13 protein-coding genes are annotated in these 11,268 nt (G+C 37.6%); 3 read left to right on the top strand and 10 right to left on the bottom strand.

Features of this window, described 5'->3' with window-relative positions; all coding sequences use genetic code 11:
* Positions 1-71: 71 nt before the first annotated feature.
* From lepB to V7266_RS03395, 3 genes are read right to left on the bottom strand one after another with little or no spacing between them, the layout of a single operon-like run.
* Positions 72-626 carry a signal peptidase I gene (gene lepB / locus V7266_RS03385; RefSeq protein WP_335465812.1) on the bottom strand — a complete coding sequence of 185 codons (555 nt, stop codon included), beginning with the start codon at positions 624-626 and terminating at the stop codon, positions 72-74.
* The gene (locus V7266_RS03390; protein WP_335465813.1) at positions 616-1,281 is read right to left on the bottom strand and encodes a TVP38/TMEM64 family protein; all 666 of its coding nucleotides are present in this window, start codon (positions 1,279-1,281) and stop codon (positions 616-618) included. Before V7266_RS03390 ends, lepB begins: the two co-directional genes overlap by 11 nt.
* A 27-nt stretch (positions 1,282-1,308) precedes the next feature.
* Positions 1,309-2,259, bottom strand: a complete 951-nt coding sequence (locus V7266_RS03395) for an LCP family protein (RefSeq protein ID WP_335465814.1) — start codon at positions 2,257-2,259, stop codon at positions 1,309-1,311.
* 246 nt (positions 2,260-2,505) lie between these two features.
* Between V7266_RS03395 and V7266_RS03400 the strand changes: the two genes are divergently transcribed.
* Complete coding sequence (locus V7266_RS03400) at positions 2,506-2,871, top strand: hypothetical protein (protein WP_335465815.1); 366 nt, start codon at positions 2,506-2,508, stop codon at positions 2,869-2,871.
* Positions 2,872-2,874: 3 nt separating this feature from the next.
* Here V7266_RS03400 and V7266_RS03405 read toward each other — a convergent pair whose 3' ends face one another.
* Positions 2,875-3,435, bottom strand: a complete 561-nt coding sequence (locus tag V7266_RS03405) for a competence protein ComK (RefSeq protein WP_335465816.1) — start codon at positions 3,433-3,435, stop codon at positions 2,875-2,877.
* A gap of 194 nt (positions 3,436-3,629) precedes the next feature.
* Between V7266_RS03405 and V7266_RS03410 the strand changes: the two genes are divergently transcribed.
* The gene (locus V7266_RS03410; protein ID WP_335465817.1) at positions 3,630-3,866 is read left to right on the top strand and encodes an IDEAL domain-containing protein; all 237 of its coding nucleotides are present in this window, start codon (positions 3,630-3,632) and stop codon (positions 3,864-3,866) included.
* Between the two features lies 1 nt (position 3,867).
* On the top strand, positions 3,868-3,993 hold the full coding sequence (locus V7266_RS03415) for a hypothetical protein (protein ID WP_335465818.1): 126 nt from the start codon (positions 3,868-3,870) through the stop codon (positions 3,991-3,993).
* 86 nt (positions 3,994-4,079) lie between these two features.
* On the opposite strand, the gene V7266_RS03420 is transcribed toward V7266_RS03415, so the two are convergent.
* From V7266_RS03420 to hemH, 6 genes are all read right to left on the bottom strand, one after another.
* Positions 4,080-5,351: a M48 family metallopeptidase gene (locus V7266_RS03420; protein WP_335465819.1), complete on the bottom strand. Its 1,272-nt coding sequence runs from the start codon at positions 5,349-5,351 to the stop codon at positions 4,080-4,082.
* Between the two features lie 424 nt (positions 5,352-5,775).
* Positions 5,776-6,552 (bottom strand): enoyl-CoA hydratase-related protein, encoded by a 777-nt coding sequence (locus tag V7266_RS03425; RefSeq protein WP_335465820.1) that lies wholly within the window; start codon positions 6,550-6,552, stop codon positions 5,776-5,778.
* A 68-nt stretch (positions 6,553-6,620) separates the two neighbouring features.
* The gene (locus V7266_RS03430; protein WP_335465821.1) at positions 6,621-8,183 is read right to left on the bottom strand and encodes a fatty acid--CoA ligase family protein; all 1,563 of its coding nucleotides are present in this window, start codon (positions 8,181-8,183) and stop codon (positions 6,621-6,623) included.
* Between the two features lie 138 nt (positions 8,184-8,321).
* Positions 8,322-9,311 (bottom strand): lipoate--protein ligase, encoded by a 990-nt coding sequence (locus tag V7266_RS03435; protein WP_335465836.1) that lies wholly within the window; start codon positions 9,309-9,311, stop codon positions 8,322-8,324.
* Positions 9,312-9,327: 16 nt separating this feature from the next.
* Positions 9,328-10,062: an MBL fold metallo-hydrolase gene (locus V7266_RS03440; protein ID WP_335465822.1), complete on the bottom strand. Its 735-nt coding sequence runs from the start codon at positions 10,060-10,062 to the stop codon at positions 9,328-9,330.
* A gap of 204 nt (positions 10,063-10,266) precedes the next feature.
* Positions 10,267-11,196, bottom strand: coding sequence for a ferrochelatase (gene hemH / locus V7266_RS03445; protein WP_335465823.1), 930 nt, complete (start codon positions 11,194-11,196; stop codon positions 10,267-10,269).
* Positions 11,197-11,268: the final 72 nt, after the last annotated feature.

An 11,268-nucleotide genomic window follows, 5' to 3' on the forward strand; every position in this document is an offset into this window, starting at 1 on the left:
AACTTTTGGGACACCCTCTGGATTTCAAAAAAAAACACGATTTTATAAATCGTGTCGTCAGCATCCTTTATTTAAAAATGAACATTTATTTCATTTAACGGCCAATAGCGAAGATCTACTTTACCGACAACTTTGCTAGCATTGATAAAGCCAAATTGACGGCTGTCCCAGCTTCCTAACCGATTATCACCAAGAACAAATAATTTGCCCTCAGGTACAGTATCTTCACCGGTAATTTCCTTTAAACTAAAATCTCCTGTTAATTTTAAACCTGGGGATTTCTTTTTATAAATATCTAAGAAGGGTTCATCATACTTGTGACCATTTATATATAACGTGTCATCTCGATACTCAATTTTATCACCAGGCAGTCCGATAATCCGCTTAACAAAGTCCTCTTTGGCATTAGCATGAAAAACAATCACATCAAAACGGTTTAACTCACCAACCTGATACCCCAGTTTATTAACTACGAGTTTGTTTCCGTCCTGGAGAGTCGGCATCATGGATTCGCCTTCTACTATATAATTAGAAAAGAAAAAAGTTCGAATAAAAGCAAAAATAATAATTCCGATGGCAAAAGCTTTAACCCATTCTAATCCTTCTTTTTTCCATTCAATCTTCATTGACACTCCTCCGTTTCTCCTTTTCTTTCTTTCTATGTATTTCTCCATTATGGTCAATTTCCAAACGCTTATTCATTCTAACTTCAATTCTTTTCCCCACTAACCAAAGAATAAAAATAACAAGCAAAACAATGACCGTTCGAAAAGGTTTTGTTATCAATGAATGAAGGTCATAACCGATAAAGCTTATCGTAAAAATCATCACCATTTTCCCAATACACACTGCCAGCATGTACTGAGCAAAGCTAATTCTTGAAAGACCAGCAACAATATTTACAACTGCGGATGGAGTAAATGGAAAACATAAGAGTAAAAAGAGTGGACCAAACCCATGACGTTCCACCCAATCCATAAGTTTCCGGACCTTGGGATGCTTGGGCAAAAACGACAATAACCGTTTTTGCCCATACCTTCTGATTAGAAAAAAAACAAGCATGGCACCTAAACAAGCCCCCAGCCAAGAGTACAAAAATCCAAACCAAAGACCAAAGGCATTCGCATTAGCCATTACAAACACAAATAAAGGGAGAAACGGCAAAAATGCTTCCACAATGATCAACAAGATGCCTGGTACCGGACCAAGAGCCCGATACTCCTGTATGAGGCTCATAATATGTTCAAGTGTAAACCAAGCTTTAAGTGATTCGATGTCCATCCCGCTTTCTCCTTTATTTTATATATCTTACTTCGTTATAAATTGATGGAGTGCCTCTTTATTTTTCTCTACATCAATATCAAGTATCGCTCCTTCTCCTTTGATCCGGGGCTCTGTAAAGCTGTTATCAATGGGAATTCGGAGAGTTTCAATATTCTGGTCACCTGAAAGGAATTCTTTAGCCATAAATAACCCATCAGTGGTTGTCATATTGGTATTTATATACGGTGTCACGACACCAATCAATTTTGGAAGTTTTGCAATAGTTTTAACACCACTTAATTGGTCTTTAATGGCCTTAATAGCTATTTGCTGTCTTTCTACACGCCCAAAGTCACCAACAGCATCATGACGAAAACGAACGAAGCTTAACATTTGTTTGCCATTTAGTCTTTGAAGACCAGGCTCTAATGGTGTGTCCACATACTCTGACATTTCTTTTTCAACATTAATCTCTACACCATTAGGAAAAACTTCATCAATAAGCTGGACAAATCCCTGAAAATTCACGATGGCATAGTACTGTAAATCAATATCAAAATTCTGCTTAATCGTTTGTCTCATTAACTCAGGACCTCCGCGAGCGAAAGCTGAATTAATTTTATGTTTTGCGTGCCCTGGAATGGAGACATAGCTGTCTCGCATAATCGATGTTAGCTTGAAGGTTCCCTTATCTTCGTTATAATGTAAAATCATTATGGTATCGGCACGGGATTTTTCATTTCCCCTTGCATCACTTCCTAGCAGCAAAACATTTGTATCACCGTACTGATCTTTTTGCCCTTCAAAATTATAAACTACATTTGCTTCTTTTTGATCCGTGTTAATGTTTTTTAAGGATTGATTAACACCTTGTTTATATTGATAATAAGCATATCCTGATACTCCACCAATCAAAAGTAAACATACAAGTAAAATGGACGGCCATCTTTTTCTTTTTTTCTGATGTCGATCAGCTCTCATTTGTTTATCATCCATTCGTCCACCATATTTCCCTTCCAATTTTATTTAACGTTGTAGTTTTATCATTTTAATTCATTTTCCCCTATTAAATATCCTTCTATTAATAAAAACTTTCTCATATCTTTCCTTATTTTTGCAACAAAGAAAGCTCGTCCTATGACAAGCTTTCTTAAAATAATCTCTTATTGCATTTATTGGTCTGTTCTTGGTAAAATTATTAAAGAACATTTGTTCGTTTTTTTAAGAAAGGGTGAAGTCAAGATGACCAGAATTCCTGAGGATGAGCGTGACATCATGGAGAAGGCCATTTATTTACCAATGGTTCTTATTATTCTTAACCGTGATTTAAACGTTGTAACAAACAGCTCTTTTAAATTAAAGCAGCCCTACTTGAATTTAATTGATGAAACCATGAAGTGCATTCAACGGGAGTTAGCTGATGTTAAACAATACATGAAGAGGAATAAGCTACAAGTAATTGAAACCAAACGGGATGATGCTTTTACAACGTATATGTTTATCTATAAGGGCTATGAAGAAAATCATAATTATTTTAATCCAAGAATTCGAAACAAAGTCCAGGAATTATTAGAAACCTATTTATCAAAAAAACACCTAGCCCGGTAGCTATTATTTTCTTTTATTCAAATAAAGTTCATTGCTCTCTGATGCTTTTGAAGGGTTGGGACCATGAAGCAAAAAAGCCAATTTTTTATTATTAAACTCCACCCTTTGCATTAACTTCATTTGTAAATAAGAAGTCCGTAACATTTGGGAATTAAATGTATTATATGAAACAGGGAAAATGTGAGATTGATTATTGCGGAAAGTGACTAATGTTTCACGTGCGGAAAAACGCCGATAATCTTTGATATGTTCAGTGAAGAACCAGATACACTTAGGGCTCTCCGGGGAAGCCGTACAGAAAGTATAAATGTTGTTCATGGGTTCAATCACTATGGGAAGTTTTCGAGAATATTCAATTAATAGCCTTGTCCCTTTTCTTCTGCCTTCATAATCGACACCATAATAAGCACAGCTTTTTTGTATGATACTGAATGGTTTAAGCGGAGATAGAATTTCGTCTTCGACTTCACCAATTAATGAAAACACCTTATTTCCATACTCTTCTGGTTTTATATACATGGTACAGGAATTCACTATATAATCTCCGGTCTGCTTTTGCGTCAAAGTCCCAACTCCTTTTTATTCCATTTATCCACCATATCTTACCACCTTTTACTTTTCACTCCCTTACTTTCTGGGAATTGTTCCGAAAGTATTCACATTTATTTGTCAAGAAATAAACTATCAGAAAATTATAAAAAGTATTGATATTATGCCAAAACTGCCATATACTTTAAAAAAGCTCAGAGGTGATTTTCATGAACGATAAGTCCTACCAAGAATTAATGAAAATTGGTGCCATGAAACGAACCCGTATGAAAGAGAACTTCGTCCAGGATTTATACATCGAGATGCTGTTGTCGGAAATCCAGTTGAATGTGGAAAAGGAAAAGTTGATGAGAAAAATTGACAAAGCCATTGATACCCGTGATAAACAGACCTTTCAGCTTCTTTCAAATGAGCTAATATTGATTAACAAACGATTTGGGACCTAAAATGTTAACCGCCGTGATCAACGGCGGTTTTTATTTTTTGGCTGTGCTAATGGTTATTGTTGATTTTGAAACGATGTTGATTGGAGCGGAAAGCGAACGACAAAGCGGAAATCAACATCCAAGTTGAACACAGCTTTTTTTATAGACACAAAAGCTCAACCTCTTGTATTAGAAAAGGCCAAGGATAAAAATCCTTGGCCTAAAATGCTTAAACTATTGGTTACGATGTTCAATTTCATATTCCTCTAACATGGAAATTCGATCTAACATGGACGGATGAGTATACCGGAATATTTTCACCAGTAAAGGCGGGTTAACTTCACTTAAACCAGACCGGGTTAACTCTTGGAAAGAGCTAATCGCCGCCTCCGGATTTTTGGTCATTTCAATTGCATACTTATCCGCACGCGTTTCCTCATAACGTGAGGCCAGATTAGTTAGTGGGCTCGCAGAAAATAAAAGCAGAGATAAAATCATAAAAAATAACGGCAAAGAGCGAATATCTTTTACATCGTCTATTTTTAGTTCCTTGCCCCATTTTCTTACAGCCCAGTTCATTATTTTGTAAGTTAGATATAAACCCAGCAAGGAAAGCAGCAGGTAACCAGCTATACCAAAATAAATATGTTTTTCTACGTAATGACAGATTTCATGAGCCATGATAAATAAAATTTGGTTATCATTTAACCTGTTTAATGTGGTATCCCAAAGGACAATCCTTGCATTGGAACCAATCCCGCTTACATAAGCGTTTAACGCATTCGTCTTATCCGCCATGTTAACCTCAAAAACATGCTGTGCCGGGATATGTGCTTTCTCTGCCAATACCAGAATCTTTGTTTCCAGTTCTTTATTTTTCAAAGGATAAAAATCATTGTATAACGGGTCAATCACAACTGGCTGCAGAAACATCATAAATAATGTAAAAGGTACGGATAACAGCCAGCCATATAGCCACCAGCGCTTTTGGCTTTTCTTCATTAACCAGTAAAGAACTGGAACAATAATCAGCCAGGTACCATAATTAATCCAGAAATCAATTAATTCATCCTTCATCCAAGAAGCAAAGCTTTGGGTTGATATATGATAGGTCCTTGATAAAGAATAGCTGATATAATTCAAAGGAAAGGTAGCTACAAAGGCAAAAAAGGATAACCAAATTAAATAAATTGGCATTCGCAGTACCTTATATTTTGCTGATTGATCTGCCCAGCGCTTAAAGGCCTTTGAAAAGCCAAATAACAGGATTAGAAAATAAAATAGCCATTCAAATGGAGTCGATAAAAAAAACAATAAGTTTCTAATTTTCGAATATTCTTCGCTAAGACTTAACTCTCTCCCATTAAGGAAAGTGGATGGGTCTGCTTTGGAGCCTTGATATTCAAATGGTAATGAGGTATTAGCAAAATGAAATAAATACCAATAAATTAATAAACCATATAAACAAAAGGCCAAAACCGCATAGACCCCCATTTTTCGCACCATGATTTTGTCCCCCTTCTTGTACAACCTCTCTATTCCTAGTTTAGTTTAAAAAGGAGGTTTTAGAACTAAGAAAACGAAAAGAGGGTGTCCCAAAAGTATACTTTCAGGGCACTTCTTTTTTATGCATTAAACTAGTCTGTTGATTTACGCTCCAGGCGGCTTCGCTTTCCGCGGGCGTGCCGGGGAGCCTCCTCGGCGCTGCTGCGCCTGTGGGGTCTCCCCTGCCCCTTACTCCCGCAGGAGTCTTCGCCGCCTTCCGCTCCAATCAACAGAGTGTGGAAAATGAAAATGATTTATCAACCATCTTTTGAGTCAGTCTCTGCAAAAGATAGGAGTATAGGACTTTTTCTATTAGGAATGCTTATTCCAAAAGCTGATTGGACCACTACAAACTAATAAAAAAAACATGGTGCCTGGCACCATGTCACTTCCCTTTAAAATTTGGTTTTCTCTTTTCTGAAAAGGCTTGTAATGCTTCCATCCTGTCCTCTGTTGGCAGTGTTACCTCATATGCCTTTCGTTCGATTTGCAGGCCTGTATGTAAATCAGTATTCATTCCATTCTTTATCGCAAACTTAGCCTGCTGTAAAGCCACGGGTCCGTTAGCTAACATCTGTGAGCAAAAAGCGAAACAATCACTTAACAAAATATTCCGATTGACAACCCTTGTAAGTAATCCATAATGATCGGCTTCGTTTGCTGTAAGACGTTTTGCTGTCAGGATGAGTTCAAGAGCTTTTGCCTGTCCAATGAGTCTAGGTAATCGCTGAGTACCGCCAGCACCCGGAATAATGGCCAGACTCGTTTCCGTTAATCCCATGGAACTATCATGGGCGGCAATCCGAAAATCACAAGCTAAAGCCAGTTCCATCCCTCCGCCAAATGCAAAACCATTTATGGCCGCAATCGTGGGTTGTGGAAGTTGATCAATATCGTTAAAAACCTCATTGATTTTATTTAAATTTCGTTTGACCTGTTCCTCCGTTAAATGTTTTCGCTCCTTTAAATCCGCACCGACACTAAAGGCCTTCTCCCCTGCACCCGTAAAAATAACCGCCCTTACCTCTTGATTAATGCGGATGGATTCTATTTTTTGTTTTAATTCTAGTAAAGTATCATAATTAAAAGCATTAAGTGCTTCTGCACGATTAATGGTGATGACTGCTACATGATTTTGAATCTCAAGTAAAACTTGCTCCATTGTTTCCCCTCCCCTAATTAGAGAATTCTAAAAAGGCAGGTAAAATGCCTGCCTTTTAAAAAATTTTTTTAATTTTCCACCTTCAGAGAGAGTTGATTTTTTAGAGCCCTTCTTAGTATTTTTCCAGTCGTATTCTTTGGCAGTTCTTCTATGAATTCAATTGTAGTTGGCACTTTATATTTGGCAAGATGTTCTCTGCAATATTCTTGAACCTGTTCTTTTGTCAGTCCAGGATTTTTGCTGACAACATAGGCAGTAACTGCCTCGCCTTGATTAGGGTCAGGTATCCCCACAACAGCCGCCTCAACCACTTCCGGGTGATTATAAATTACTTCTTCTACTTCACGAGGATAAACATTATAACCGCCGACAATAATCATGTCCTTTTTCCGGTCAACAATATAAAAATAACCTTCTTCATCCATTCTGGCCATATCACCGGTATGAAGCCAGCCGTTTCGAATTGCGGCTTGTGTTTCTTCAGGCATTTTATAATACCCTTTCATCACATTGGGGCCGTGGACAATCAGTTCTCCAACACTACCGATTGGAACATCCTGCCCAAGTTCGTCAACAATTTTATTTTCCACTCGGAGAATGGATGTACCAATAGAGCCAGGCTTGCGCGGACGGTCAAGCGGGTTAAAGCAGGTTACCGGGGATGCTTCCGATAATCCATATCCCTCTGAAATCAACACATTAAATTTTTTCTCAAAATTCTTTAACAACGCAACCGGAAGAGAAGCACCACCGGAAATGCATAAACGTAAGGACCCGAGATCATCCGGATTGCCATCGGGATATTGATAGAGGAAATTATACATGGTCGGTACACCGGCAAAGACAGTAGCCTTATGGTCCTTTATTAACGAGAAGATCTCATTTGGACTAAATTTAGGTGCTATTAATAAGGTCGCTCCGCTTAGCAATGGGGCATTTAAGGCGACAGTCAAACAAAACACGTGAAACATCGGCAGTACTGTGACCACTCTATCATCCTGATTCATTTTTAAGTAATCGCCAACATCCTTTGCATTGCTATATAAATTTTTATGGGTTAACATGGCGCCCTTTGGTTTTCCAGTCGTTCCAGAGGTATAAAGAATAATTGCCACTTCATCCTCCTCTAAAGTTGGAGCTTGGAATGACTGCTCACCAGAGGCAATTACTTGTGTAAACGATTTCATTTTAGGGTGAACGGTTAGTCTTTCTAGTTCTGATTGAACAAGACTATTCGGTTTTGATTCACAAAAAATATAATGCTCTACTTTTGGGAGTAACGTATGCATTTTTTCTGCAAGTGGTAATGCTAAATCAAGTGCAACCACCGCTTTTACATCTCCATTTTTTAAGATATAGCCAATTTCATCCGCGGTGTAGATAGGATTAACTGGGATGACGGTTACCCCAAGACGCAATGCTCCATATAAGCTGATGACAAAGTGAGGTGAATTTCCCAATAACAAAGCAATATGGTCACCTTGCTTGAGTCCCAATTTTTCTAACCCTGAGGCAAATTTTTGGATAGCAGCTTCTAATTCAGCATAAGTGCTTTGTTGACCCATAAAATAGTAGGCTGGTTTATCGGCAAATTTCTTGGCAGTTTCTTGAAGCTGATCTGAAAGATTCATCGTTTCCCTCCCCCTGAATGAGTAGTCATTCATATTTAATTTTCTAAATATATTATATTGCCTGAATTTTACGTATTCAAGTATAACTCGTAAATATAATAAAAAAATTAGCGATGTCTAAACAACATCGCCCATTTTTTAATATATTAAATTAATAATGTCTTCTTTTGATACATTCCCAAAATAATGCTTTGTATTTACATCCGAAAGTGCCCGCTCAATTTCACTTCTTTCATAGCGGATTCCTGTTATTTTTTTCTCAATCTCGCATACCTCACCTACACCAAAAAAGTCACCATAAATTTTGCAGTTCTCGATTAGTCCCTTATTTACCTCTAAACGGACATCAATTGAGCCTATTGGAAAACGTTGCGAATGCTGAAGATTAAACTTCGGCGATTTCCCATAATTCCAGTCCCAGTTTTGGTAACGTTCTTTCGAAAGCTGGTGAATTCTATCCCAATCCCCTTCTGTTAAAATATATTCCTGTATTTCATCTTGTCCGCCGAAAATATTCTTTAAAAGTAAAGAACGAAATTCTTCAATACTAATTTTTTCTGTTAAGAATTCGGAAATATTAGCCACTCGGCTGCGAACAGATTTAATCCCTTTTGATTCAATTTTTTCTTTTTTAACTTTTAAAGCTGATACTACGTTCTCAATTTCCGAATTTAACATCAAGGTTCCATGACTAAACATTCTGCCCTTTGTAGAAAATTGGGCATTTCCGGAGATTTTCCTGCCCTCAACTTCTAAATCATTTCTACCGCTTAACACAGCGTTTACCCTTAATTTTTGCAATGCCTCAACCACCGGCTCCGTAAATTTACGAAAATTATGGAAGCTTTCCCCGTCATCTTTCGTAATAAAACTAAAGTTCAGATTCCCAAGGTCATGGTAAACGGCACCACCCCCTGATAATCTGCGGACGACATGAATACCATTCTTTTCAACATAATCCGTATTGATTTCTTCAATGGTGTTTTGATTTTTCCCAATAATAATCGATGGTTCATTTATGTAAAACAACAAATACGTTTCGTTTATATCCAGATTTTTCAACGCATATTCTTCAATCGCTAGATTGATCCGCGGATCGGTAATCCCTTTGTTATTGATAAATAGCATCGTCATTTTCCCTTCCTTATAGTGAAATAGTTAAAAATTCTTCAGCAAGTTTTATTATACCGCTAAATTCCCGGGATGCTTCCGTAAGCAACTCATCAAGGTTCCCATAATGGGGCAGATGCGTAAGTATTAATTGCTTTACCCCGGCTTTCTGTGCAAGCTGCCCAGCCTCAATACTATTCATATGACCTGCCGACTTGCCATTTTGATTTCCATAAAAGTTACATTCACATAAAAGGATATCTGCATCCCGGCTGAATTCAATAAATTCCTCTTTAAATGAACTATCACCCGTATAAACAAGGATCTTTCCACCCGCTTCAATTCTAATAGCATAACAAGAAACGGGATGATTCGTTTTTAAAAATGAAACTTGAAATGGTCCTGTTGATAGGATGTCATCAGGATTATACGCTATCCCTTTCGTAATTGTTTTATAGCTCAATTTGCTAAACTCATGTTGATCAAAAGAATGCCCGTAAACAGGCAGATTAGGAAGTTCCTTTCCCAGGAAGCCTTGTATTAATCTAGCATGCTGTAAAACCCCAATATCCGCAATATGATCCGGGTGGTAATGTGAGAGGATGACTGCATCCAATTCCTCTGGTTGTAGTACATTTTGCAGTTTTGATAACACTCCGCTCCCACAATCCAGTAATAATTGAAATCCCTCATGCTCCACTAAATAGCCTGAACTTGCAGCATTCTTCTTTGGGTAACCGCCCCAATATCCAATAACGGTCAATTTCATATGATGACCTCCATTTCTTAGTCTATCTTTAATATACTCAAAAAGTTTCATCCATTCATGATTTAGAATAAGGCTGATGTTGATTTCCGCTCCAATCAACATCGTTATAAAATCAACAATAAGCTTTAACACAGCCTAGAAAAAAGAAGCTGATCTTATTGAACAGCTCCTAGTTGAATCGATTTAAAATTTTTGTCTTTCCATTTAAGCTAAACTTTTTAAAATTACAGTTGCTAAACAATCAATAAATTCATCTTTAGCATTTGGCATTTCCGGGCGATAGTACTTTGCCCCTAATTGATCAGTTACAGCTTTACATTCAATATCATTATCATATAGTACCTCAAGATGGTCACATACAAAACCCACCGGTGCAAAAACGAAAGACTTGTACTGTTTCTGATCAAACAATTCTCTCGTTAAGTCCTGAACATCCGGACCAATCCACGGTTCTGGTGTATTCCCGGCACTTTGCCAGCCAATTTCATAGTTTTTAATTCCTGCTTGTTTGGCTATTAAATCAGCTGTTTCTTTCAGCTGACTTGGATAGGGGTCGCCGGATTGAAGAATCTTCTCAGGCAAGCTGTGGGCAGAAACAATTAAAACAGCCTGCTCTTTTTCTGCTTGAGCCATTTGGTCAAAGATTTCTCCTATTTTATCAGCCCAGTAGCTAATAAATTTTGGTTCCTTGTACCAGCTTTCAATCGTTTTAATTTTAAGCCCGCCTAATTTTTCTGCTTCTTCCACAGCTCTTCCATTGTACGATTTTACACTAAAGGTTGAAAAATGCGGGGCAAGCACAAGACTTACAGCTTCTTCGATCCCGTCTTCATGCATTTTTTTAACTGCATCTTCAATAAATGGCTCTATATGTTTTAACCCTAGATACATTTTAAATTCAATTTCATCTTGGATCTGATTAAGATGTTCTTCAAGCTTTTCAGCTTGATCTAAGGTAATTCTTGCTAACGGAGAGATTCCCCCAATTGCTTCGTAACGATTCCTGAGATCCTCTATTAGTTCTGGTGTTGGTTTACGGCCATGGCGAATATGGGTATAGTATGGTACTAAATCATCTATTGAATATGGGGTACCATATGCCATTACTAACAGACCCATTCGTTTCTTTGTCATCTTATTGCACCTCGTTTAAGTCCTACTTTTTCTGGTTTATGTAAGAAAAGCGTAAGCGCCTTGGTCAGGGAA

Source organism: Neobacillus drentensis, assembly GCF_036965645.1.
GTDB classification, from domain to species: domain Bacteria; phylum Bacillota; class Bacilli; order Bacillales; family Cytobacillaceae; genus Neobacillus; species Neobacillus drentensis_D.